This is a genomic window from Bradyrhizobium sp. IC4060 (genome assembly GCF_020193715.1).
Classification (GTDB): domain Bacteria; phylum Pseudomonadota; class Alphaproteobacteria; order Rhizobiales; family Xanthobacteraceae; genus Bradyrhizobium; species Bradyrhizobium yuanmingense.
In genome coordinates this window covers 47,210-70,801 of sequence record NZ_JADYVJ010000019.1, presented here as the reverse complement: position 1 = coordinate 70,801, position 23,592 = coordinate 47,210, and the positions used below count along the sequence as shown (strand labels likewise).

At 58.6% G+C, this 23,592-nt stretch carries 16 protein-coding genes and 4 pseudogenes; 14 read left to right on the top strand and 6 right to left on the bottom strand.

Features of this window, described 5'->3' with window-relative positions:
• Nucleotides 1-516: 516 nt before the first annotated feature.
• The gene (locus I6F16_RS34320; RefSeq protein WP_225174373.1) at nucleotides 517-1,953 is read right to left on the bottom strand and encodes an aldehyde dehydrogenase family protein; all 1,437 of its coding nucleotides are present in this window, start codon (nucleotides 1,951-1,953) and stop codon (nucleotides 517-519) included.
• A gap of 227 nt (nucleotides 1,954-2,180) precedes the next feature.
• Nucleotides 2,181-3,290: a M14 family metallopeptidase gene (locus I6F16_RS34315; RefSeq protein WP_225174372.1), complete on the bottom strand. Its 1,110-nt coding sequence runs from the start codon at nucleotides 3,288-3,290 to the stop codon at nucleotides 2,181-2,183.
• A gap of 645 nt (nucleotides 3,291-3,935) precedes the next feature.
• Between I6F16_RS34315 and I6F16_RS34310 the strand changes: the two genes are divergently transcribed.
• The 7 genes from I6F16_RS34310 (at nucleotide 3,936) to I6F16_RS34280 (ending at nucleotide 13,149) form a co-directional block, all read left to right on the top strand.
• The gene (locus I6F16_RS34310; RefSeq protein ID WP_225174371.1) at nucleotides 3,936-4,709 is read left to right on the top strand and encodes a hypothetical protein; all 774 of its coding nucleotides are present in this window, start codon (nucleotides 3,936-3,938) and stop codon (nucleotides 4,707-4,709) included.
• Between the two features lie 219 nt (nucleotides 4,710-4,928).
• On the top strand, nucleotides 4,929-5,753 hold the full coding sequence (locus tag I6F16_RS34305; protein WP_225174370.1) for an enoyl-CoA hydratase-related protein: 825 nt from the start codon (nucleotides 4,929-4,931) through the stop codon (nucleotides 5,751-5,753).
• Between the two features lie 1,070 nt (nucleotides 5,754-6,823).
• Nucleotides 6,824-7,960, top strand: coding sequence for an ABC transporter substrate-binding protein (locus I6F16_RS34300; RefSeq protein ID WP_225174369.1), 1,137 nt, complete (start codon nucleotides 6,824-6,826; stop codon nucleotides 7,958-7,960).
• Nucleotides 7,961-8,115: 155 nt separating this feature from the next.
• Nucleotides 8,116-8,856, top strand: a complete 741-nt coding sequence (locus I6F16_RS34295; protein WP_225174368.1) for a hypothetical protein — start codon at nucleotides 8,116-8,118, stop codon at nucleotides 8,854-8,856.
• Nucleotides 8,857-9,530: 674 nt separating this feature from the next.
• On the top strand, nucleotides 9,531-10,847 hold the full coding sequence (locus I6F16_RS34290) for a pyridoxal-phosphate dependent enzyme (RefSeq protein WP_346656621.1): 1,317 nt from the start codon (nucleotides 9,531-9,533) through the stop codon (nucleotides 10,845-10,847).
• Nucleotides 10,848-10,943: 96 nt separating this feature from the next.
• The gene (locus tag I6F16_RS34285; protein WP_225174366.1) at nucleotides 10,944-12,113 is read left to right on the top strand and encodes a Xaa-Pro peptidase family protein; all 1,170 of its coding nucleotides are present in this window, start codon (nucleotides 10,944-10,946) and stop codon (nucleotides 12,111-12,113) included.
• Between the two features lie 841 nt (nucleotides 12,114-12,954).
• Nucleotides 12,955-13,149 carry a hypothetical protein gene (locus tag I6F16_RS34280; protein WP_225174365.1) on the top strand — a complete coding sequence of 65 codons (195 nt, stop codon included), beginning with the start codon at nucleotides 12,955-12,957 and terminating at the stop codon, nucleotides 13,147-13,149.
• Nucleotides 13,150-13,498: 349 nt separating this feature from the next.
• Here I6F16_RS34280 and I6F16_RS34275 read toward each other — a convergent pair.
• Nucleotides 13,499-13,784: pseudogene (locus tag I6F16_RS34275) on the bottom strand (ISNCY family transposase); the annotation flags it as partial.
• Between the two features lie 19 nt (nucleotides 13,785-13,803).
• On the opposite strand from I6F16_RS34275, the gene I6F16_RS34270 reads away from it, so the two are divergent.
• The gene (locus tag I6F16_RS34270; RefSeq protein ID WP_249785702.1) at nucleotides 13,804-14,112 is read left to right on the top strand and encodes an enoyl-CoA hydratase-related protein; all 309 of its coding nucleotides are present in this window, start codon (nucleotides 13,804-13,806) and stop codon (nucleotides 14,110-14,112) included.
• Nucleotides 14,113-14,168: 56 nt separating this feature from the next.
• Nucleotides 14,169-14,303, top strand: coding sequence for a hypothetical protein (locus tag I6F16_RS38095; RefSeq protein ID WP_276573572.1), 135 nt, complete (start codon nucleotides 14,169-14,171; stop codon nucleotides 14,301-14,303).
• Between the two features lie 188 nt (nucleotides 14,304-14,491).
• Here I6F16_RS38095 and I6F16_RS34265 read toward each other — a convergent pair.
• Nucleotides 14,492-14,796 (bottom strand): annotated as a pseudogene (locus I6F16_RS34265) (transposase); the annotation flags it as partial.
• Between the two features lie 1,387 nt (nucleotides 14,797-16,183).
• On the opposite strand from I6F16_RS34265, the pseudogene I6F16_RS34260 reads away from it, so the two are divergent.
• Nucleotides 16,184-16,806 (top strand): annotated as a pseudogene (locus I6F16_RS34260) (transposase); the annotation flags it as partial.
• 328 nt (nucleotides 16,807-17,134) lie between these two features.
• On the opposite strand, the gene I6F16_RS34255 reads toward I6F16_RS34260, so the two are convergent.
• Together I6F16_RS34255 and I6F16_RS34250 are read right to left on the bottom strand one after the other, a co-directional pair.
• Entirely contained in the window at nucleotides 17,135-17,521 is a 387-nt protein-coding gene (locus I6F16_RS34255; RefSeq protein ID WP_225174363.1) for a transposase, read from the bottom strand.
• Between the two features lie 123 nt (nucleotides 17,522-17,644).
• Complete coding sequence (locus I6F16_RS34250; protein WP_225174362.1) at nucleotides 17,645-17,833, bottom strand: hypothetical protein; 189 nt, start codon at nucleotides 17,831-17,833, stop codon at nucleotides 17,645-17,647.
• Nucleotides 17,834-18,226: 393 nt separating this feature from the next.
• On the opposite strand from I6F16_RS34250, the pseudogene I6F16_RS34245 reads away from it, so the two are divergent.
• From I6F16_RS34245 to I6F16_RS34230, 4 genes and pseudogenes are all read left to right on the top strand, one after another.
• Nucleotides 18,227-18,428: pseudogene (locus I6F16_RS34245) on the top strand (transposase); the annotation flags it as partial.
• Between the two features lie 394 nt (nucleotides 18,429-18,822).
• A complete protein-coding gene (gene pimC / locus I6F16_RS34240) occupies nucleotides 18,823-20,022 on the top strand; it encodes a pimeloyl-CoA dehydrogenase large subunit (protein WP_225174361.1) in 1,200 nt (399 codons plus the stop codon).
• An 88-nt stretch (nucleotides 20,023-20,110) separates the two neighbouring features.
• Nucleotides 20,111-21,274: an acyl-CoA dehydrogenase family protein gene (locus I6F16_RS34235; RefSeq protein WP_225174360.1), complete on the top strand. Its 1,164-nt coding sequence runs from the start codon at nucleotides 20,111-20,113 to the stop codon at nucleotides 21,272-21,274.
• A gap of 53 nt (nucleotides 21,275-21,327) precedes the next feature.
• Nucleotides 21,328-23,538 (top strand): acetate--CoA ligase family protein, encoded by a 2,211-nt coding sequence (locus I6F16_RS34230; RefSeq protein WP_225174359.1) that lies wholly within the window; start codon nucleotides 21,328-21,330, stop codon nucleotides 23,536-23,538.
• The last annotated feature ends 54 nt before the right edge of the window (nucleotides 23,539-23,592 follow it).

The following is a 23,592-nucleotide window of genomic DNA, read 5'->3' as shown; positions in this document are numbered from 1 at the left end:
TCAAGCCGTCGCACCGGCTCCGTGATAGCACTATGCACAGTGTCCATTCTAAGCCTAACGGTCCGAACAAACCGCAGACTCGCAGATCACCCCGTCATCCGGAAGGTGGCCGCTGAACAGCGCTTACGACGGAGTAGCCGCGACGAAGCTTTCAAATCTGCTCGTGGCAATAGATTCTGCCATGTGAGAACGACACGGAGATTGTCCTGCAATGTTGCGGCGCAATCCCGCACAATGTCTCGCCGATCGGGCTGCTCATTGCCTCACGTGTGCGCCCAGGCTTTTTGGTTTATGCTGGCGTGGTTTGCATTGTTTTCTAGCTGTTCGCGTGCTCGAGCCAGGCGACAGTTTCCACTCCACCTGAGGCTCGCAGCAGTCGGTTCGGCGATGGAGCGGAGGAACCGGTGTACACTCCAGGCTAGGTTGCCGTGTAGGCGCAAGCCTTCGCGGATTCGAATCTCGAAAGCTTGCAATCTCAGCTCCGGCGGCACCGAACCTTGTTCAGCGCTTTAGGCTTCACGGTTCAGCACTAATAGCGCCGGCAATCGATTTGACTTCCAAATAGTCTTCCAGGCCGAAGCGCCCCCATTCGCGACCGTTACCTGATTGTTTGTACCCGCCAAAGGGGGCCGCGCGGTCAAGTGATGCACCCTGCAGGTATATGTTGCCTGCACGAATCAAGCGACCTACGCTGCGCGCGCGATCGGTCGAACTGGAGAATACGTAACCGGCGAGACCATAGGGGGTATCATTGGCAATTCGAATTGCGTCGTGCTCGTCCTTGGCACCAATGATCGCAAGGACAGGCCCGAAGATCTCCTCACGTGCAATGGTCATCTCGCTTGTGACGTTCGCGAAAATTGTAGGTCGAATATAAAACCCTTTTTCGATGCCATTTGGCAGGCCGAGGCCGCCAGTGATCATCGTGGCTCCCTCGTCCATGCCTTTTTGGATTAGTCCTTGAATTTTGTCCCACTGGCCGCGGTTTACCACGGGGCCCATATGTGTACCGGCGGCGCGGGGATGGCCGACCTTGTACCTGTCCGCCACCGTCTTCGCGATCTCTGCGACTTCCGCCATTCTGGACTTCGGCACAATTAGCCGCGATGGCGCGTCGCAAGATTGGCCGGAGTTAAGGAAAATCGTCTCGACGCATCCGCGGACTGCCTTGTCGAAATCGGCATCATCAAGAATAACGTACGGAGACTTGCCTCCCAGCTCTTGGCTTACGCGCTTGACAGTATGGGCCGCTCGGCTCGCAACGTCGATTCCCGCTCGCGTCGATCCGGTGAAAGAGATCATATCGATGTCTCGATGCTCGCTCATAGCAGCACCCACTTCAGGGCCTAAGCCGTTAATGAGATTGAATACCCCCTTCGGTACGCCAGCTTCATGAAGGATCTCCGCGAATATTAGGGCACAGGTGGGGGCGAATTCGGACGGCTTGAGAATCATAGTGCAACCGGCAGCGAGCGCTGGTGCTACCTTGCAAGCTATTTGGCTCATAGGCCAATTCCAAGGCGTGATCATTCCCACTACGCCGATAGGCTCACGAAGCACAGCCGCACTGCCAATTCGCTCTTCGAAAGAGTAGTTCTTTAGCACGTCGAGCGTGGTCGCGAGATGGCCGATGGCAGAGTTTGCCTGCATCTGCTCTGCCATCTCTAACGGAGCGCCGATCTCGTCGGAGATCGCGTCGCCGATTTCTTTCGCGCGACCTTTGTAGATATCGATGATGTTTGCGAGCAGGCTTAGGCGCTGCTCGCGCGTCGTCTGAGAAAAGTACTCGAACGCGCGCCTAGCCGCGATGACCGCCCTATCGACGTCTGCCTTTGAGCCAAGCGCTACCTCATACATCTCCTCTGCCGTTGCTGGATTGATCGTACGCATTGACTTTGGCGCGGCGGGATTGATCCAAGCGCCGTCTATATAGAATTGCATTCGATTGACCATGTGATCCTCTCGACGTTGGTGTATTTGGGCGGAATCAGCCACGCTGAATAGCTATGTTGGTGCGGTGAGTGTTTAAGTTACGCTCCGCGCTCGGATAGCGGCTCTCTAAAAAGGGCGGCCCGCTCCTTGTGGAACGGGCCATCCGAGGGAGGAAGACGCCCATGAGAGCGGTTTGAGGGATCGATACACCTGGTACCGTCATGTTCGTTGAGCGCGCGAGCCCGCGTTCACCTTCGCATGCCTTGAATCATCTGCCGATGAACCTGGCGAGTGCGACATAGCACCATCTCCTTCCAATCGGCTCTATCCGGATAGTAGTGCTGCTTCACGCGTCGGCGAATGTCACGCCCAAAGTCGGTTTGAATCTGAGCTTGACCGTAGGCATATAGCCAATGGTCAGCGCGCAACACTGGTCTGGCCGCCTCCGGAGGGTAGGTTCCAAACTCTAGGCAAACGTAGACGTGGCGATCACCCAGGAGCCGCTGCCAATAGTCGTCTTGCGTGCCATTCAGTACCAAGGCCGATGAGGTGCCGAGATCTGGTGAAGTGACTGAATGGCCGAATATGTCGCGCGCCCGCTGATATCCATTCATGCCCGATGCCTGCTCGCATTGCAGCTCACCATAGCCATATGGTCCGAGGCCTGTGTGATAGTCTACGATCAAGACTAGCTGACGCGACGCGATACTGTAGTCCGACACGATCTGTTCGAGGGTTTGGCGAGCTACGCTGGGGCCGAAGCCGCCAAAGAACATTCCTGTCGGATGGCGATACTGACCGCTGGTCCGTGCCTTTCGGTAGGCGATTTCACCGTAGGCTGCCCGGTACCTTTCAATCGCTGCTTCGGCCGCCGCAAAAACAGGCCCATCCAACGCACTTGGTACCAGACTATCCGCGATTGCATCGTATCCCTCGTTTTGAGGAAGGGGAGCCGTGAAATCGATGAAATTCCTATTGAGGTCGCAACCTTCTTGCGTAACGCGCCGGTCCCATGCGAACCCGTATGGGTTGATGGCATGAATTAGCAACGTGGCTTCATCAGACTTCAGCTGTTCGTAACCACGCTCGGCCAACCAGTCGAGCTGCGCTGCGGATCCACAATATCCTTCGGCGCCGTGCGTAGACGATATGAGAACCCCCACTTTCGAGGCCCCCCGATCACCAAACCAGGCAACATCTGTCGAGAGCTCTTCTCCACCGGGCCCATGAGCGGGGGATGGATAAGCCCGTGCCTCACCGACGGCGGCTTTGCGGACGTAATCCCGAAACTTATGACGAGCTTCGAAGTAATTCGATGCGAAATGCTTATTCGCTGCATTGAGAATGGCGTCGTCCATGAGCATTCCGATCATGATTCAAGACATAGCGGAGATAGTCGATCTCTATTCTTGTCGTCTCAGAGTTACTGAGCCGAACGCAAGTGGTCTCTCCGGGGCAGATCAGCGCCAGACTTACCTGAAGCAGTTCGCAGTTTTTCAGCGTTTACGCCCGGCGATCCGGTGAATGAATGCACGAGCGGCTCCGACCCCAACTTTCGTCTGGGGCAAAGGGAGGAGAATTGCGCGAGGAGCACCTTACTCCTAGAGCGTGGCACCCAGAACTTTGCCCAAAACGAAAGCTCAAGCGTCTTGGAGCCCATTTAGGTCTGATTTGGTACAATGCGCGGATCATTTTGCAGGATTCTGCCTCAACGGGCGGAGTTTTCGCAAGATCAGGGCCCTTATCGATGCAATATAGTCGCTGCGGAGCTTTCTGCGTAAGGGGCGCCTGTGGGGCCCCGCAATGGAAGCGGTGATCATTCAGACGGCGTGTGACAAAATGGCGAGGGACCTGTCCTCCTCACGTTGTCTCTCCTCCTGATTTCACCGATGGCACTTATGGGGGCGGTGACGAAGATTGGGGCACTTGCTCAAACGATTGCGCGAAATGAACCGGGTGTATGCCTTTTGGGTAGGCTCCTGAACCAAGAAGGGAGAACGATGATGACTAAAGCGCTCTATGTGAAGAGCGAGGACATGGTATTTGCGCAGATGCATAGCGACGCCGGTGGCTCCGCGAGTGTTTGCCAATTGGTCGGTCCAGACATCAGCAAGACAATCGATGCCGGCATCGCCACGTACGACGGCTGCTCGATTGAACGCAAAGTGAATTATGATGAGACCATCGTCGTGCTTGGTGGAATATTTCGGCTCCTCACCGGCGAAAACTGTGGCCGTGTCATTGAAGCGAGGTTCGGCGATGTAATTTGGCTTACCAAGGGAACCCGCCTGAAGTACCAAGGGGACAAGGCCAAGGTATTTTATGCTCGTCACCCTGTTGATTGGCGGACCCGCAGCGAGGCGACCGAGGATGATAAGCCTTTGAACGACGTCTATCATTTCCGAAGCACGGACATGATCTATTCCCAGATGCAAATCTACTCGGGCGGCTATGCGTCCACGTGCAGCCTCGTTACTCCAGAGATCAGTAAATCACTTGGTGCGACGATCGCGACGTTCAACGGTAGCTCGGTCGACTGGACAACGGAATATGACCAGATCTCGGTCGCGCTTGGTGGAGTGATGCGGATTCGCACAGGTGAGAACTATAGCCAGGCAATCGACGCGCGGCTGGGGGACGTGGTCTGGCTGCCGAAAGGGACTCCGCTGAAGTACGAAGGCGAAAGAGGGATCATGTTTTTCGTCCCGTACCCGGTTGACTGGCGTCTGCGAAGCCAGCCGGTTAGGCCGAAGCCGTGGCCTGCATCGGTTCGATAAGTTGTATATTGCAGGTAGGAGTTTAGCTAATGCGGAGCTCCGACGAAGTCTCGATCACCTGCATGGCCCAGCCTTCAGCCGACGCGATCCAGATTTCGGGCATGTGCGGGGACGCTATTGCTGTGCTGTCGTGATGAGCTCTAGCAAGCTTACGATTATCTATCGCATTTGGATGTAGGTCGGCCCGTGTAAGTGGCAAAGTACCAAGGAGCTATGAGCATGTCACAGGAATTTCAGATCGATTCAGGAACAGATGACTTGCTGGCGGAAATCCGCGACCGCGTGGCCGTTATCACGTTTAATCGGCCACAGGCACGGAACGCGCTTTCCAAAGGAATGAAAGCTGCGTGGAGTAAGTTGATCGAGCGCTTCGCCGAGGACGCACGAGTCGGTTCAATCCTTATCACCGGTGCTGGTACCACCTTCAGTGCTGGAGGCGATGTGAAAGGCATGGGCCAGAGTTCGGAAACAGCCGTAGCAGCTTTCAATCAGCGAGTTGCCGATTTGCGTGCTGACCAGCGAACCTGGATTGGTGCGTTGGTCGCAGTGAGAAAGCCGACTGTTGCGGCGCTGCCGGGCGCGGCAGCGGGAGCGGGGCTTGCGCTTGCTCTCGCCTGCGACATCCGCATTGCTGCTCGGTCGGCCATCCTGACCACCTCATATGCGCGGGTCGCCTTGTCCGGCGATTGCGGTATAGCCTGGCTGCTGACGCGACTGGTCGGATTCTCCCGTGCGCGCGAGCTGATGTTCCTGGCCGAGCGCATCGATGCCGAACGGGCGGAATCGATAGGCCTCCTCAACCGCGTGGTGCCGGACGCGGATTTACCGGAGACCGCGTTTGCGCTTGCGGCGTCGCTCGCGCAAGGGCCCACATTCGCATTTAGTTGCATGAAGGACAACTTGGACGACGCTCTCAGCACTGGCCTTCTGCAATCGATGGACTACGAGGCCGAAAATCTGATCAGGACGGAACTGACTTTCGACCACAAAGAGGGTGTGCGCGCGTTTGCGGAGAAACGAAAGCCCCTCTTCCGGGGACATTAAAGAATGGAGTTCTCGTTGCGTAGGTGCTGAATGCTGTTCTCCGGACGATAAGCATTTCATGCCGGCCTCGTGCTCGTGGCTCAAGGCCCTCGGGCAGTCTCAAAACTCTCGAAGCCGCCGTCTAAAGCGCGGCGTGTTCCACTCTATCGTCGATCACTGGTCCGCTACGTTCAGACAAAATCATTGTACCGTCAGATGCGGGCACCATGTGTTAGGGTTATCCACGAAGCCGATTCACTGCCCGAGCTCAATCGGCGGCGTGACGCTCGGAAGCAGCCCAGGCTCCTGTCTAAGCCGGCTTTAGCACGAGATGAGCTCCCCTGTGCAGGTGCTTGCCGCATTCGAAAGGGCGTCCGGCCATCCGCGACCTGCCAGGATCGGCGAGCGCCGGGCGGGTACTCAGCGCACGACTGATGAAATCGCCTCGCTTTCTTCATCATCCGGCCTGCACCGACTTCGGCGGCTGTCGCTTGCCCGTTCAAGTCCGCCCCCGTGATATAGCCCTTCTCGATACGCATTGGCCCATCGCCTCCAGGCAATAGGGCACAAATGACGGCGATGCCTTCTCACGCAGCATCAAGGCATCGCTGCATTTGGCAAGGGCGAGCTTCGAGAAATAGTTTCTGAGGCTGTCCACGAAGGGTTCGGCATCCCGAACCTCGAGGTCGAAGTTGTCGAGCGTAGGCACCTCGTAAATACGAGTCTGCTTCACCGCGCACCTCGGCGTAGGATCGAGTACCAGCCGCTCTCCCCAGCCTTAAGGAAATAGAATGGCCGCAGCCAAGCGCCACTTGGCGGCATCGCCGCGCCAGGAAGGTCCTCTGGACCTTTTGCCGCTGGCCTCGGGCCGGACGCAGCATCCCCAACCCCGGCTTCCCAAGCTTCCCCTGATCCGTCGCCACGATAGCGATGCTCACATCCAGAGATGATGGTTGGAGTGTCGATCGGCAGGTATGCCTGTCGTTTTGCAGAATTTCTTCGATCTGGAGGCGATTTACGCGGCCTTTGTGCGTCGCCACGCCTTACGACTGAGGCGCAAAAATTCAGCTCTTCATCGCGAGGGAAACGTCATGACCAAGCAGAATTCCGGGGACTCATTTTGCAGCCTGAGTCGCCGCTCACTGCTGCAGTCGACCGCTGCCTTACTGAGCGTACCCTTCGTCGCCCAGGCCACCCGTGCTTGGGCACAGGAAAAGCTCGCGGGAACTGGAGAGGTCGTCGCTTTCAGCTGGGGTGGTTCCTATACTGAGGGCGTTCGACGACATGTTTTTGAGCCCTTTAAAGAGGCCACGGGCATAAAAGTCGTGGAAGCAGTTGGCGATCTACCTGTGCCATTGGTTAAGGCGATGTTCGAGGCCGGTCGCGTCGATTGGGATATCGCATATCTGCCGCGCAAGAACTATCCAGAGATGCACGAAGCTGGAATGTTTGTGCCGATTGATTACAGCCTTTGGGACCAAGAGTCCGTTGATGGTACTTCCAGCGAGGTCCGGCTCAAAGACGCGGTTTACATCGACTATAACTCCGAGGTCCTCGCCTATGATCAGCGCGCGTTCCCGGGGGGCGGGCCCCAAACCTGGGCGGATTTCTGGGACGTAAAGAAATTTCCTGGACCGCGTGGTCTGTACGCGTCCAGGGGGCAGAACAATATCCGGTATGCGCTCATCGCTGCCGGCTTCACTAAGAAAGATATGTGGCCGCTCACGGACGACAAGCTCGATATTGCGTTCAAAAAGCTAAACGAGATTAAACCTCACATCTCCAAGTGGTGGAGTGCTGGAGGAGAGCCGGCGCAGCTTCTGATCAACCGAGAATACGTGGCCACGAGTATGTACGATGGCCGTGCCATAGCTGCGATCCGACAAGGAGCGTCAATTAAAATCAGTTGGGACGGCGCTCATGTGGGGCCCACTTTGGGAGTCATTCTGAAAGGCGGTCCCAACACAGGGAATGCACAAAAGCTGATTGCGTTCTTGAATCGCGCGCAGATTGCCGCCGCGTTCACGCAAACTACTGGCTATCCCGGTCCAAATTCAAACCAGCTCAAGTATTTGCCGCCCGACTTGGCGCCACTTCTCAGCATCAACCCGGTGAACGCTTCAAAGTTTATCATTGATGATTTCACCTGGCTCCAGACGAAACGTCCGGACGGCAAGAGCAATGAGGATCACATCCAGGAACGTTGGCTCGCATGGCGTGCAGGATAAGCTTGATAGTGATCCAGGGTCCGACTTCGGCGCAGCGCCGTCGTTGAGTTGGCGCGTATCGGCGCTAGGCACGGATCCAGATAAATCCTGAGCACTCCCAAGGTAGCCCGAGGTTATCTCGGGACTTACGCAGGTATGAAGTTAAAGGAGATTAGATGCCCCAACAGTCATTTGGCCTCGGGATCATCGTGCCGTCGAGTAACACGGTTTTGGAGCGTGACTACACGGGTCTAGGCTTGGACGGTGTCAGCTTCCATTTCAGCCGAGTGCTCAACTCTGAAGATACTATCGAGCAGCTTACTGCGATGAAGGAAAGCTCGCGTGAGGCTGCGCGGCTGCTTAGTCATCCCCGCCGGATGAAAGGCATTGCCCTCGGTTGTACCGGCGGCAGTTTTGTCGAAGGAGCAGGCTACGATGAAAGCGTGGTGAAGGTGATGGAAGAGGCGTCCGGCCTGCCTGCCGTCACAACATCCGGAGCCGTGCTGTCGTCGCTTCGTGCGCTTGGCGTCCGGAAGATTGCAGTCTTTACTCCCTACGATGAATGGCTCTCGAACCGTCTCGTGAAATTTCTTCAGGGGAACGGTTTCGACATTGCGATGCACGCTTTTGGATTTGATCTGAGGGCGACTCTTGAGGATAACTGCTGGGAGCCCATTAACGATTGGGTCGCTCCCCAGGTACCGAATGATGCCGACAGTGTGTTCATTAGTTGCACAGACTTTGGCTGGTTGCGTGGCGTCGCTCCGCTTGAGAAGCGGCTCGGTCTTCCGGTCGTAACAAGCAACCTCGCCACTCTCTGGCACCTGCTCCAAACCGTCAACGCGGCTGACAGGCTGCCCGCGAACCTCTCGCGGCTGACCGACGTCTCCAAATCCCCCTTGAACAATGTGGGGTGACAGTTTGAGCGGGAATTTCAGTCTTGCAAATCATCGATTCGGCCAACGCTCCGGCTGGTGGTCCGGAAATCGGGCGCCGAACGGGGTTTGAAGTGACAGCCGCCCAGCTTGCCAGCATGCTCGAGAGCGGGGGCAATGCGGAGCAGATTGCCCATGTCCGTCGCCCCAGGATCGGCTATGGAGCCATACGCCGGTCAAACCGTCATAGCGTCCCACGACTTGTCCGAATAAAGCTGGAGTCTCTGCCCGACATCGAAAGCCTCAACGGCTGCCTCAGTGTGGTCAAAGGCGGCAAGGCTGTAAGCATCCTATCGGTGCCAGTTCGGCGCCGTGTCTTGCTTCGCATCGACGCTCGCGAGATCCTTGCCTTTAACTCCACTGCTCTCGTTTGGGTACTGCTCGGGGCAGCCGGGAGCGCACGCGGCAAATACCCGTTGAATGCGTGTCCGCGTCATGAAGGTGCTGAGCACTGTCGAACAGACCTAGGCGAGATTCTGGATATCTTGCCCGATGTTCGTCGGCGAGGTTTCCCGAGCACCAGGAGCGGGCGATACGCTTCACAATCATACAGCGGTCATGGCGCAGTGGGCGTTGCGCCGTCGGGACGACAACGCCGATCTCGCACCAGGATTATTATTTGACTTGTTAGTCGGAGCCGGAAACGGGGGGCGTGCATGCTCTCAAGCCTTGCTCGGCTCATGGAGGAAACAATGACGGCCTCGGCGTTCGAGAAGATCGCGGCTCTTGCCTGTATACGTTGTGCGACGCGATACCCTGCAGATGTTGTAATAGACTCGAGAGGCTGCCCAGCGTGTCGGCCGGTCGCGCCATCAAACTTGCAAGTTGTTTATTCCGAAGAGACCCTAAGTGGGCGTGGGTGGCCGGTGGGTGCCGGTCAGCATTGGGGTCGATTCGAGAGCTTCTTACCAGTATCCGCCGCCGAGATCGTAAGTCTAGGTGAGGGGATTACTCCACTGGTACGCGCGGAGCGCATTGGTGATTCCGTTAAGTGCCCGCAGCTGTTCTTCAAAGAGGAAAGCCGAAATCCCACCTGGTCGCATAAGGATCGGTTTTCATGCGTTGCAGTATCCCACGCTCGCAAGCTCGGAGCGACAACCATCGCAACCGCCTCAACGGGGAATGCCGGAGCATCGCTTGCGGCTTATGCGGCAAAGGCGGGCCTTCCCTGTGTTGTGCTAACCTCCCAAGCGGCCAGCGGCCTCATGACCGAGCAGATAAAGCGCTACGGCGCGATGGTTGTGCCGCTGCCAGAAGGAAGCCAGCGCTGGCCCGTGCTTGAAGAGGGGGTTCGCCGGCTTGGCTGGTATGCCACTTCTCCTTTTGTGGCCCCCGTCATCGGCAGCCATCCCGTAGGTATCGAGGGATACAAAACGATCGCCTACGAAATCTTCGAACAGCTCGGAGGCAAAGTACCGGAATGGATTGTCATCCCGACCGCTTATGGAGATGTGCTCGCCGGCGTTTTCCGAGGCTTCAAAGATCTCGTTGACCTCGGCGTTGCTGGCAGAACGCCTAAGTTGGTTGCGGCGGAAATCTACGGCTCGCTTGCGCAGTCGCTTGTTCAAGCCGGTGATCGGGTCGCCTTGGTTGAGCGAGATCACGATACCCGTGCCATTTCCATCTGGTGCCTCCAGAGTTCGTTTCAGGCTCTCCAGGCTCTTCGAGCTTCCGGCGGTCAAGCCGCGAGGGTAGGTGATAGCGGTTTGCTAGACCTACAGAACGAGCTCGCACGCACAGAGGGTGTTCTCGGTGAGCTTTCTTCAGTCACAACGCTCGCGGCTGTCCGCGAAATGAGCCGGCGCGGTGATATCAAGTCCGAAGATACCGTTGTTTGCGTGCTTACAGCGAGCGGTATGAAGGATCTCGACTTAACCACCGTTTCGGAGGGGCGCGCCCATCGGCTGGAGGGCACCTTGTCGTCCGCTCTAAGCTATTTGGCAGAAGCCTACGGATATTCACCTGAGGCGTGAGGCGTCGGGGTCTACTGCCCAACTGAAACGAGAACTTGCTTTGTGTCTCATCCGCGCGGGACGGGGCCTGAATATTCCTTACGGAGAAACTCTGAAATGGATTCGATGGAAAGTCTGACGAATTTGGCGAACGCGCGTCGGAGCAAGCTGTTTGCTCTGCTTGGTGAAGATATCGGTGCCGTTATCTCCTGTGATCTGCCTACCAAAAGTTATCTCAGCGGCTATTACAGCATGAACGATACGTACTCGTCGTATCTTTCGGCTGCCGTGGCGACCCGCGACAAAACCGCTCTAGTCGTCAGCGCGGCTGACGCCGGTCCGGCGTTGGAGTGTCTGGGCGATCCTACACTCATTTTCCGGTATGGCCTGTTTTACTTTGAGCGGTCTGCCGATGGCCCTCCCGTAGAATACGACGCACCAGGCTTCAAAACCTTCGCGGAAGCGGTTATGGCCGCGGTAAATGCTGTCGCGCCAAAAGATCTCAATCTCGGTGTCGACGGTCGCGGTGGCACTGACCTGAAAACGCTGCTCGGCGCAACAAGGCCGATCGTTGACATCAGCGATGCCGTTGTTCGTAGCCGGTTGACAAAGCTTCCGGGAGAACTGGTTCGTCTTAGAAGAGCGACTCAGCTCGTTGAAACCGGCATCGACGCGATCCGGCGGGAGTTCAAAGTCGGCATGAGCGAATGGGAGCTCGCCGGCCTGGTTGCGAGCGAAATGGTTCGCGGCGGCGGTGTCCCCGAGTTCATCAGTGTGACGACAGGCCCGCGCTCAGCACTTGCGGACGCATACCCGACAGGACGTAAAATCCAAGCTGGAGACATCATCCGTCTTGATGCCGGCTGCGTAGTTGATGGGTACAAATCTGACATGGCGCGTACCTTTGTTGTGGGGGACGCTTCGAAGCTTATCACTGCACGCTACAAGGCCATTGCTGAGGGTCTTGAAGCGGAACTCGCCGCAGTGCGGTCCGGAGCAAAGGTACGCGACGTTCACCTGGCAGCCGTCAATACGACCCGCAGCGCGGGCATACCCTCATATCGGCGACATCATTGCGGGCATGGCATTGGCCTTAGTGGATATGAATATCCGCTCATCAACGAGGCATCTGACGCCGTTCTGGCTGACGGTATGTGTCTTTGCGTTGAAACGCCCTTCTATGAATTAGGATGGGGCGGGATGATGATCGAAGACACGATCCGCGTCACTGAAGATGGGTTCGATCCGATCACGACAATACCCCGCCAGCTATTTCAACTCGCGTAAGCGGAGACTGGATATCATAACAGCGACGTTGTGGCGACACCGGGCCAAATCCGGTGCCGGCCGGCAAGGCCGCCCGCTTCCCTGCCAACTATGCCGTTCACAAGCATCCCTGGGTGAGGCCTAGAGGTAGCACCATCGGCACTTCACTTCCACTTCACGCCGTGCTCGTCCCTCGACACCGTCGGCGGGCTTTTCGCAAGTCTAAGCGGCGCCTCCACGCGGCATCTTCCACTCTGTTGTCGACCTCAAGCAATCATCAGCCGCTACCTGGCACAATCGACAACCAAACCTCCGTCTGGACCGCCGACCCAGGCGAAATCATTGCTGCCGTCACACCTGGGCATCATGTGTTCGATTCCGTCCATTAGTATCGCTTACGCGAGTAATACTTGCGAGTCTTTTCCCCGAAGGCTGCATCCCGATCGGTTCCGGAAGCAGCCCGTGCTATCTGTTCATTGCTGCAGCGACGCCCTCGGGCGGGAGCTGCGAAGACAAGCTTCGCGCGCGCGCCGTCGCGCCGCACGATCATGTCTCGGCACAATGCGCTGCCTCTCGGCGCTCATTCGGGCGCTGACACGGGGCACCTTCGCCGATCGTCGTGCGCCAGGAAAACGGCCCTGAGCGTCCCAAGGGAATTGCGCCCGCTCGGAGAGCTAAGGGGAGAGTGAATGACTAGGGTCTGAAGCCGGTTGGGCGACAGCGGCTGCAGCCATCACACGGTGGAGGGCTACGTGGCGGCGGGCGGGGTGAAGGCGTTCAGTCGCCTGAGCGGCCGAAGCGTCTCGAAAACCTTGAGGGTTGGCTGCGCGAGAGGCTCATTCTGCATCCCGGTAATGCCGACGTGGTGCGCCAGGACCTGTTGGCCGAGAAAGGCGTGACAGTCAGCCGGCGGACGCTGCAACGCGAGATCCAGCCCTATCGCCAGGCGGTGAAGGGCGAGGATCTGGCGACGACGCGGTTTGAGACGCCGCCGGACCGGCAGCTGCAGATCGTATGGCGCGACAATCAGGATGAGAGCGCGTATTGCCGCACGTAAAAGTGCTCCCTCAGGCTGGTCCGCTGCCTCATCTTTTTTGGTCCCGACTTGAAGTGGAGGCGGCGTCTCAATGATTGCCGAAGTGGGCCTAAGATGCGGTGCTGGAGTAACCGCCATTTGGTGGCGGTTCGCCATGAGCTTTGCTGACCGGGACAGGCCTCAAGGCCGGGCCTGCCAGCAAAGCTCATGGTGTCCGCGGCCTGATCCGTGCGCAGGGGTCAAGGCTCGCGGAGCGACCCGCGTAGCGGGCATGGCCTTGACGCCGAGCACGGATCAGGCACTCGGCCCGCACCGGATGCGATGATGGTCGCGGTTGGCAGCGCCCTGCTTTTCCTGCGCGAGCTCGCCGTTACTGAGGCGCTACGACGTCAAGGGCGAGCGGCGGCACTTGGAAGGGACCAAACAGCATGGCGTTGGCCTGTTCGGTGCGCCAGGTCTTTAGGCAACGCTGTAGCGTGCGCAGAAGTTTTTGGGGATAGATTCCAGGGTATTCTGCCTGCAATCGCGCCATAGTTCGCTGCCGGTCCGCCACGGCTCGGCTTCAAACCATTTGCGCAAATCCGCCGTCACTCGAATGAGCGGATCGGGACGGCGACGGCCTCTTTTGCTTTGGCGATCGGCCGATCTGTCGGCCGGGCATCGCGAGCGGTCGGATTGCAAAGGGCTAAGTGGTTGATTTTGAGCGCGGCTGCAATATCTGCTTCCCTAGCTAGGGATTGGGGGATCGTCACAGAGCTCAGTGGGGATCTGGACCTAATCGATGTAGCCGAGCAGATGGCGATGGCTCTCACTCGTGCGGACAGTGAAACCGTGGCAACGGTGAAAGGACTGATTTCGGATGGCTCGGAACATCCTTTGACTGCTTGTCTTGAAGGGGAGATTACTGCGCTGGAACGCCGATATGATGCCGCGTCGTTTCAAAACGGGATCCGCAACTTTCTTGAACGTAAATCGCGATCGTGAGGGGGAGCGCCGCCGGATTTCCGGCGGCGGATCGACAGCGACATGAAGCATCTCTGATGCCCCTGTACGACACCCTCGATCCGGTGGAGATCGTCATCGCGTCCGAGGTGCCCCTGGTTGCGAACGGTTGGAGAAGATCCGGCGAAGATGTGTCGAAGTGGCTGGACATGATGCGGGCTAAGTTCCGGTGATCGCCACCCGCCTACTCCTGTTGCAACCACGACGGCGGGTTTGGCAGGCCGCCGCCCATCTGGTCCAGAGCCTTCCAACCCAAGCTCCAAATATGCCGACTGGCGGCCCCTCTGCCGCAGCACGCCAGGCAAAGTCCGTCACGATCGTCGAAACAACTCTTCGACCGTAAGCAGCGTGCTTCCCGCACCTAACCTGCCACTGAATTCTCATAAGCAGCGGTTAGAGTCTCACGGTTTTGTACGCCAAGGGGCAGGTGGAGCAACGGACGATCGGCGCAGCTGGTCAGGGTTGCGCAGCCGATCGTCGGTTGCGGTGAGGTGCGCCTGTGAGGCAGGTATTTCAGCGACGAGTCAGGCTGCCGGATATTGTAGTCGGCGGCGCAGGCCGCAATCTTGGCGCGGCGCCATCCGGGTCGAAGAACAGAGTCTCATTGAGCAGTTCATCCCGCATCTGACCGTTGAAGCGCTCCACGAAGTCGTTCTGCATCGGCTTTGCCGATAAAGCGTTTTTCTCAATCTGAAGGAACTACGCGGTGGGAGGTCACCTTCACTAGAGTAGGTAGTGTCTCAATCCTTGTTGATGCTGTACAGCAAATACTAGACCTACACTCGATTGTCCCATAGGCAACGATGGCGGCGGGGCGGCCTGGCCAAAAAGTTTCTGGCAAGTTCGTCGTAGCGAGTTGCGACAGGCCGAAATCCTCGAGGTGGCAGAAATAGCATTCGATGACGTTTGCGCCCCTTATAAGCGCGTTTGCTAAGCTGTGGAGGGCGACTCTGTTGGACTTGTTTGGAAACGACGGGCTTGGCACCACGATTGATTATTTCGCCCCGAAAGCCGTCGCCTCGTATCCTAAGTGGCCGATCGCCTGTTCATGTTCGCCCTTTTCCGCCCCTTGCCGAGCGATGCTCCTTGATCGAAGTGGAGTCGATGGACAAAGTGACGCCGTCCTTTCCGTTAGCGGGCGAGCGTTCCAAACCTCGCCTGCCAATGACGCGCTTGGCCCACCGACAAAAGCGATTGTAGATCGTTGTGTAAGGACGAGTGTCGGGCGGGCAATCGAGAAAGCGTGCGCCGCAGTGAAGCGCATCTGCCAACGAAACTCGGCGCGCGATGACAATCGACACATATCAGCGGTATCATTCAGACGGCTCAATCTGAGTCCACTGCTTGTTGTTCATTCAGAACAGCCCCTTGCACATCGAAGTCCCCTGCGCCGGATGAATTCGGCGCAGGGTATCAGGAACTGCTAATTAGGGACAGAATCTATGTCGCAGGTTATGACAACTGGAAAAGGTGCAGCAATGAACGGCCTAGTTAATCTTCTGCACGTCACACGGTTTCTGCAAGTATATGATGATGCCGCCGCCAAAAGAGGCATCAAGCTTTCGATGGGATTCGACTTCCACAAGTATGTCTCGATCGCACGGGCCACTCCGACGAAGGCGCCAACAAAGACCAATGCAGATCACATCCAGGACCGGTGGCTCGCGTGGCGAGCAGGATAAGCTTCATACCAGCGTAGCCGAACTCCTCGGGTAGCGGGTAGCATCTTGGTCCGGCGGTCTTTGTCATGCCGCTCCGCTTTGACGAAGACCCAGAAGCGGGTTGTCCCAATCGACGGCTAGACTGTTTCGCATCACGCGATCATCACCTCGCAATTCGATTACCTTGTTTCGCCGTCGCCTCACGCTCCCATTGGGTGCGATTGCTCGAACGATTGCATTGAAAGAACCGGTTACATGCGCCTGGAGGCTGTCCGCTAGAAGGGAGAACGATGCTGGGTGAGGCTCTCTATTTCAAGAGAGCGATGGCATGTTCGCGCAAATTCAAAGCGACGCAAGTGACTCCGCGAGGCTTTGCCAATTGGTTGGCCTGTGTGCGGGGCGTCTCGACTCGCTCGGTGGACGACCTGGTGCAGGCGATGGGCAAGAGTGGCATCTCCAACAGCCAGATGAGCCGGCTCTGGCGCGGCGATCGACGACAAGGTGAAGGCCTTTCTCGCCCACCGATCGAAGGCCTATCTGTGGATCGACGCCACCTAGTTGAAGGTGCGCCAGAATGGCCGCATCGTCTCGGTCATGGTGATCGTCGTGGTCGGCGTCAACAGCGACGGCCAGCGCGAAGTTCTCGGCACGGACATTGGAGCCTCGGAGGCCGAGACGTTCCGGGCAGCCTTTATGCGCAAGCTCGCCCGCCGCGGGCTGCGCGGTCTCAACCTGGTCCCGTCCGACGCCCACGAGGGCATCAGGGGCCACCGGCGCTAAGGTGCTCAACGCAACGTGCCAACGCGCTGGCGCATGCCGGCAAGAGCGGCCGGGTGGTCTCCGCCTTCACGCCAGCGCGTTTGCCCAGGACGACGCCGCAACTGCGCAATGGGCAAGGGTCGCCGATCAACTCCGCCCCAAGCTGCAAAAGCTTGCCGGCTTCCTCGACGAGGCCGACACCGACGTGCTCGCCTACAAGTCGTTCCCGCCGCAGCATCGAACCAAGCTGCACTCCCGGATGAGATGGACAAGCGATTTTTTATGACCGCGCCGCGATGACGATTGCGGGAATCCCGTCCATTCTTTCGTTCGGCCGCACCGCGCGCCATTCTTCCGTCCCGGCCGCCGATCTCGCAGCCGCCGCGCGCAGGTTCGGTCAAGGCTGGCCGCGTTTGCGGCCACCGCACGGCTTGGCCTTGACCGGCCCGAGCACGGCGGCATGCTGGCGTGGAACGGGACTGCATTCCTGGCCGGCACTTGCCGTCACCGGCGGTTATGGTCGTCGGGCGCGGGCGCCCTCGTGGCGAAGCGTGACGCGTCGGCTGCAAGCATCACCGGACTGCCTATTTTGTCCTGCCGAACTGAGGCGCCCGCGCGCCGGGTTTTGGCCGCCGCAGTTTGCCCGGTCCCGACTGCCGCACCCGCGGGTTCAGCCCGAAATAGCTCACCAGCTTCTGCGGGCTGTCGAACCGGCTGATGTCACCGATCGCCGCCACTATGCCGGCGGCAACCGCCAGATTGACCCCGGTGATCGTCATCAATCTGTTGACCGCGAGATCGTCGATTGCGACCTGCGCGATCTCGCGGTCGAGCAGAGCCAGGTCTTCCGCCAGCCGGTCAAGCTCACGGCGCGCGCGCCCGGACGTGCCGATCCATGGCCGTGCGCTCATCGTCCGGCAGCTGTTGGGCGGCCAACCACGCCCGGCCACGGGCGTTGAAAAGATCGGCATGCGGGCACTTCGGGATTAGGTGCGCGTGCAGGATCGAATGCACCTCGTTCTTGAGCCGCGTGCGATGCCGCACGACCTGGTAGCGCCGCGCCACCAGGCGACGCTTGCGTTCGGTTCTCCGCGTCAGGCGTCCAGATCTGCGGCAGGTACCCGGCCGCCTGCAGACTGGCGAGCGTGCCGGCATCGATCTTCGGACTTAACGTGAGCCTGGGCGATCGCCTTCACCTGCACCGGATTGGCGATAATCACCCGTGCCACGAACGGCGCCAGAACCCGCGACACCGCCATGCTGTTGGCAGTCGCATCGACCACCACCTCATCAGTGGTCAGCGGGGTCTTGCCAAATCCTCCAGCGCAGTCTGTGTCATATCGATGCGGCCCGCATGTCGGAGCCTGCCGTTCTCCCAAAACACCACCTCGCCGAAAGTTCGGTGGACGTCGATGCCAATCACCCGTCGCATTCGCACCTCCCGCCAGACATATGACGGGAGCTGCGGGCGCCACGACAACTACGGATTCGCGCTCCCAGCGCAACCGGGCGAGCCGCAGAGGCGGCCAGCTACTAACTCGAGCTCTCGGCTCATCGAATAACTTCGGCCTGCCCGCGCTTCGTGCTCCCGGTGCCTCTGTTCCGATGATCGCACCATACGCCACGATGTAGAACTCCGCGCGGGAACGTTGCCAGCGAGACATCTCATACCGGTTACCAACATGCTGGAGAGGCTCAACGAGGAGATCAGGGGCGCGCACTTACGTGGTGCGGATCTTCCCCGATGCCGAGCGCTGCTTGCGGCTGGTGCGCGCCTTGACCGTCGAGCGTCACGAGATTTGGCTCGAGGATCATCGCTATCTGAACATGGACCTGCTGAAGGAACACAAGAAGGAGGCATTACGCCAAGCGGCCTGACGATGCTCAGGCCCACCTAGGGGATACGCCACCCGTCTCCGCCGCCGTCGCTCGCCAGCGCTACGTTTTTGGGCAAGCGAGCGACGGCGGCTCCGACGGGATGGCTCGAACGGACCCCATGATCAATTCGCTGAACGCTTTTTCCGCTTATCGAAGAAAATTCCAACGCGCATAGCCAACATCATGGTTTAGATTGGGCCCTCAGCTAAATTAAGGCTGATTTACGATGGGGACCGGGACAACCCAACTTCTTGGCGCAGAAAAGACTCGAGATTTCAGGCTATATCGCAGGTTTTCGGCTTCGTTCCGTCGGAATCGGGATTTTTGGATTCGGCGTCTGGTATATTGCCAACAATAACGATCGGCGCGCCGTGCAGCGCAATAGGAAGCATCGATGGATCTGAATTTTACTGCTGACGAACTTGCCTTCCGCGACGAGGTTCGAGCATTCTGCCGCTCCACAATCCCTGCAGATATCCGCGAGAAGCTGATTGCGGGCCGGCATCCTAGTAAGGATGATAAGGTGCGCTGGACGCGCATTCTGGCGCAGAAGGGGTGGGCCGTACCGCACTGGCCCATCGAGTACGGCGGCAAGGGATGGACACCAGTCCAGCAGTACATCTTCGGCGAGGAAGTGAGCCAGACGCCGGCGCCGGAGCCAGCCGGTAGCGGCATCAACTTGGTTGGGCCGGTTATCTATACTTTCGGCAACGAAGCGCAGAAGAAGTACTTCCTGCCGCGCATCGTAAACGTCGACGATTGGTGGTGCGAGGGCTTCTCCGAGCCGGGAGCCGGTTCCGATCTTGCGTCACTCAAAACGCGGGCCGTGCGTAACGGCGACCACTACATCGTCAATGGCCAGAAAATCTGGACGTCCTTGGCGCAATACTCCAACTGGATCTTCTGCCTGGTTCGGACGGATCCTGACGCCAAGAAACAGCTGGGCATCTCGTTTCTCCTGATCGACCTGAAGTCGCCGGGCGTAACCGTGCGGCCGATCCAGTTGTTCGACGGTTATCCCGAAGTTTGTGAGGTTTTCTTTGACGACGTGCGGGTCCCTGTCGAGAACCTCGTGGGCGAGGAAAATCGCGGCTGGGATTACGCCAAGTTTGTTCTTGGCAACGGGCGCGTCACGATTGCTTGTGTTGGCCTTTCGAAGGAGCGTATCCGGCGCATCAAGGAACTTGCTTCACGCACCCGCGTCGGGGGCGAGCGGCTCATCGACAGGGCCGATTTCCGCAAGAAGATTGCTGCCGTCGAGGTCCAGCTCAAGGCGCTCGAGATGACGCAGCTCCGGGTCGTGGCCAACCAATCGAAGCTCGAGAAGGGTGCGCAGGATCCCGCGAGCTCGATTCTCAAGATCAAGGGTTCGGAGATCCAGCAGGCGACCGCTGAGCTTCTGATGGATGTGATCGGCCCTTACGCACTGCCTTATCAGTCAGAGGAGGAGTTTCACCGCGGGGAGCCAGCGATCGGTCCCGATTGGGCTGGACCGATCGCGCCCGCCTATTTCAACGGACGTAAGGTGCCGATCTATAGCGGCTCGGATGAGATCCAGAAGAACATCATCGCGAAGATCGTCCTCGGCCTCTGACGCTTCAGCAACATGGAAGATGCTGACTGCGAGGGTTCTAAAGGGTTTGAGGGGCGAAGATGTGGCCCCGTTTCAGGAGGGTTTTCTAGTGGATCTTGATCTTTCCGAGGAGCAGCGGCTCCTTAAGGATGGCGTCGAGCGCTTGATGCGTGAGCATTATAGTTTTGAGGACCGCCGCAAGTACCAGACCGAGAAGCTGGGATTCAGTGAAGCGATGTGGGCGCGCTATGCTCAGTTGGGGCTTCTCGGGCTGCCATTTGCGGAGGTTTATGGCGGGCTCGGCGCCGGGGCGATCGAGACCATGATCGTCATGGAAGCTTTCGGCAAGGCGCTTATCCTTGAGCCATATTTCGCAACCGTCGTACTCGCAGGCGGCATCCTGCGGCATGGGGCGAATGAAGCGCAAAATTCGAAGCTCGTCCCCGCCATTGCGGAAGGTCGGATGAAACTCGCCTTCGCGTACGCCGAACCTCAGTCGCGATATGACCTCTTCGATGTTGAAACACAGGCCAAGAGAGATGGCGACGGTTGGGTACTCAACGGGACCAAGGGTCTTGTCCTCCATGGCGATGCCGCGGACAAAATCATCGTGTCGGCGCGAACGGCGGGGGGCGCGCGAGAAAAGGGCGGGATTGGCCTTTTCCTGGTTGACGCTAAGGCGCCGGGCCTTATGCGTCGCGCCTATCCCACGCAGGACGGGCTGCGCGCGGCCGAGATCACGCTTCAGAACGTACGAATCGGTGGGGCTGACGTTATCGGCGACCCGGCTGGCGCTTTGCCCATTATCTCCCGCGTAGCAGACGAAGCGATTGCGGCCTTGTGCGCCGAGGCCATCGGCTGCTTCGCTGAAATGCATACCATCACAGTAAATTACTTGAAGACGCGCAAGCAGTTCGGCACGACAATCGGCTCCTTCCAGGTGCTTCAGCACCGCGCGGTCGATATGTTTGTCGAATTGGAGCAGTCGCGTTCCATGGCGACGTACGCCACCATGATGGCGGGAGAGAGCGATGTGACCGAGCGTGAGCGGGCGCTCTCCGCCGCAAAAGCGCAGATCGGTCAGTCTTCCAAAGCGCTCGGACGGCAGGCTATCCAGCTCCATGGTGGCATCGGGATGACCATGGAATACAGCATCGGGCACTACTTTAAGCATGTGACGATGATCGACGCGTCATTCGGCGATATCGACCACCATCTTCAGCGCCTCGCCTCGCTCGGGGGCCTCTTCGGCGATCAAGCAATTCAAAGATAGGACTGGGATCTCGTCCAGACGCCAGCGTTACGCAAAGAACCGACGGGTTTAACATGCAAGTTGATCGTTTGCTGCAACAAGACCGCCTTCAGCAGGGAACGGCGGGTAGGATCGGCCAGCTTTTTCGGCCGGAATCCGTCGCCATTGTGGGCGCCTCCCAGAAGGGAGGCTTCGCGACCGAAATCCTCAGGAATATCAAGAAATGGGGTTTCTCAGGCGAGGTCGCTGCGGTGAACCCGCGTTACACGCAGATCGCGGGCGTACCATGCTATTCGAGCTTGAAAGCCATCCCTCATCCCGTTGGCCTGGCCACGATCGCCATTCCAAGCAAGGCCATTCCCGAAGTCCTCGAGGATTGCGAAGCCGCTGGTGTGCGAGCGATTCAGATCATCTCTAGCGGATTTGCCGAGCAGGCCGGAGATGGGGAAAGTAAGCAACGCTGGCTTATGGAGTGGGCCGCACGAACCGGCATTCCGGTTGTCGGTCCAAACTGCTTCGGCTTGATGAACTCGGCCAATCAGCTGATGGCGGTCCCGCTGGACTTTCACACCATGAAGGCAGGCGGAATTAGCTCCATCCTGCAGAGCGGTACCCTCGTCTATAGCTTGATCGTGCCGTTGCTAGCCCGTGGAATCGGCATCGGTCGCGTGGTCACGGTCGGCAATGAGGCATGTCTCGATGTCGCAGATTTCATTGAATATTTTGTCGACGAGGAGGAGACGCGCGTCATCACCTCATACTGCGAGCAGATCAGGCGGCCGGTTGAATTCATCAAGGCCTGCGAGCGCGCGGCCGACAAGGGCAAGCCCATTGTGATGATCAAGGTTGGCCGCTCCGAAAAGGCGCGCCAAGCGGCATTGGCTCATACCGGCTCTCTCGTAGGTTCGGACGTGGCGATCGATGCCGTCCTGAAACGATTGGGTGTCATCCGGGTCGATACCGTTGACGATCTGATCGAGACCGCGGTTGCGCTGTCTTCGACGAAGCGGCCGCGCGGCCGCCGCGTCGCGTTCGCATCTTTCTCTGGTACCGCCGCCGGCATTCTGTCCGACGTCGCCGATTCCTACGGCATAGAATTTCCGCCGCTGCCCGCACCGGCGAAGGCTCGGCTGGAGACGGTCTTTCCCGAGTTCGGCAATGTCGGCAATCCGCTCGATCTCACCGCACAGGGCGGCTATGACACGCACATCATCGATGAATCCCTGAGCACGCTTGCCAGCTGTGGCGCGTATGACATGGTGATCTGGGGGCGCGGCTTCCCTTCGTGCCTGGATATGCGCTCGGCTCTGGGACAAGCTTTGACGCGGGCTGCTGCGTCGGTGCCTGAGGTTGTTTTCCCGATCTTGAGCCTTGCAGGCGGTCACTTCTACACCTCTCTCGATCCGAAGGATCCGATGATCGAGCCGAAAGCGGAATTCGAAGGCATGCCATTTCTGCAGGGTCTAGCTCCTGGGCTGAAGGCGCTCTCTGCTCTGATTGGTTATGCTGAGTTCCAACGCGGCCGTAAACCTGGTGATCGCCTATCGGCACAGTGGGGCCGGCGCAGCCCTTCCTATTCTGACGCATTGCGCATCATGCGCGAGGCGAAAGACGACGTTCTGACGGAGCGGGAGGGCAAGCGTCTACTCGCGCTCTACGGAATTCCCGTCACGCGCGAAGCGCTCGCAACGCGGGCGGATGAGGCGGCGCGCATTGCACCGACGCTTGATTTTCCGGTGGTGATGAAAGTCGAGTCGGCCGAGATTGTGCACAAAACGGACGTTGGCGGCGTCATCTTAAATATTCCGTCAGCCGAGAAAGCAGCGGAGGCGTTCGAGCAAATCGTAGCTTCGGTCCGGTCGCACCGCCCTGAAGCGAAGATCGCCGGCGTCGTCGTGCAAGAAATGGCCAAATCTGGGCGGGAAATCATGCTGGGCGCTACTTTCGATCCGCAATTCGGGCCCGTCATCGCCTTCGGATTGGGCGGAATCTGGGTTGAGGCACTCAACGATGTGCAGGTGCTGCTGCCGCCTTGCGATGCGGCGGACGTGCAATCGGCAATCGGGCGGCTACGCGGTGCGAGCGTTCTGCGTGGCGCGCGGGGCGGCGCCAAGGCAGACTTGGAGGGACTGGCCGACTGCATTGTCAAGTTCGGGACGCTCTGCACCGATCTGGCCAACGAGATCGGCGAGATCGACATCAATCCCATCATCCTTTCTGCGAGTGGGACTGGGCTAGTCGCCGTTGACTGCCTTATCACCAAAAAGAAGCTCACAGGAGTTTGACGGGCGAGCCGGCGATTAGCTGCGAGGCTTGGCTCGACCAGCGAGATCGCCAAA

Coding starts and splice junctions, on each gene's coding strand:
- I6F16_RS34320 (WP_225174373.1), bottom strand. CDS start 1,953: ATGGTCAATCGAATGCAATTCTATATAGACGGCGCTTGGATCAATCCC.
- I6F16_RS34315 (WP_225174372.1), bottom strand. CDS start 3,290: ATGGACGACGCCATTCTCAATGCAGCGAATAAGCATTTCGCATCGAAT.
- I6F16_RS34310 (WP_225174371.1), top strand. CDS start 3,936: ATGACTAAAGCGCTCTATGTGAAGAGCGAGGACATGGTATTTGCGCAG.
- I6F16_RS34305 (WP_225174370.1), top strand. CDS start 4,929: ATGTCACAGGAATTTCAGATCGATTCAGGAACAGATGACTTGCTGGCG.
- I6F16_RS34300 (WP_225174369.1), top strand. CDS start 6,824: ATGACCAAGCAGAATTCCGGGGACTCATTTTGCAGCCTGAGTCGCCGC.
- I6F16_RS34295 (WP_225174368.1), top strand. CDS start 8,116: ATGCCCCAACAGTCATTTGGCCTCGGGATCATCGTGCCGTCGAGTAAC.
- I6F16_RS34290 (WP_346656621.1), top strand. CDS start 9,531: ATGCTCTCAAGCCTTGCTCGGCTCATGGAGGAAACAATGACGGCCTCG.
- I6F16_RS34285 (WP_225174366.1), top strand. CDS start 10,944: ATGGATTCGATGGAAAGTCTGACGAATTTGGCGAACGCGCGTCGGAGC.
- I6F16_RS38095 (WP_276573572.1), top strand. CDS start 14,169: ATGCCCCTGTACGACACCCTCGATCCGGTGGAGATCGTCATCGCGTCC.
- I6F16_RS34255 (WP_225174363.1), bottom strand. CDS start 17,521: ATGCCGATCTTTTCAACGCCCGTGGCCGGGCGTGGTTGGCCGCCCAAC.
- pimC (WP_225174361.1), top strand. CDS start 18,823: ATGGATCTGAATTTTACTGCTGACGAACTTGCCTTCCGCGACGAGGTT.
- I6F16_RS34230 (WP_225174359.1), top strand. CDS start 21,328: ATGCAAGTTGATCGTTTGCTGCAACAAGACCGCCTTCAGCAGGGAACG.